This is a genomic window from Mesorhizobium sp. M2E.F.Ca.ET.209.01.1.1 (genome assembly GCF_004010375.2).
Taxonomy (GTDB): Bacteria; Pseudomonadota; Alphaproteobacteria; order Rhizobiales; family Rhizobiaceae; genus Mesorhizobium.
Genome location: NZ_SADP02000543.1, coordinates 1 through 352, shown reverse-complemented (window position 1 = coordinate 352; position 352 = coordinate 1). Strand labels below are relative to the sequence as shown.

Annotated in this window: 1 protein-coding gene; it reads left to right on the top strand. The window is 66.5% G+C overall.

Annotated features, from left to right (window positions below):
• Nucleotides 1-352: ABC transporter substrate-binding protein (locus EN852_RS36840; RefSeq protein WP_189546489.1), on the top strand; the 352-nt coding region annotated here is incomplete at both ends.

Genomic DNA, 352 nt, shown 5'->3' with positions numbered 1-352 from the left:
GGGCAGCGGGGACGCCGGCGCGCATCGGCTACAATGGCGACTTCTGGGGCGCGAGCATCTCCGGCGTGGCCGCCGATCAAGGCTTCTATGCCAAGCATGGCGTCGACGCCGACATCAAGGTCTTCACCAACGGGCCGATCCAGGTGCAGGCGCTGGGCGCCAACAGCCTCGAATTCGGCTATCTCGGGCCAGGCGCGCTTTGGCTGCCGGCGACCGGCAAGGCCAAGATCATCGCCGTCAACGATGTCGGCTTTTCCGACCGGGTGATCGCGCAAGCCGGCATCAAGTCGATCGCCGAGCTCAAGGGCAAGAAGGTGGCGATCGCGGCCGGCACGTCAGGCGACATGCTGCT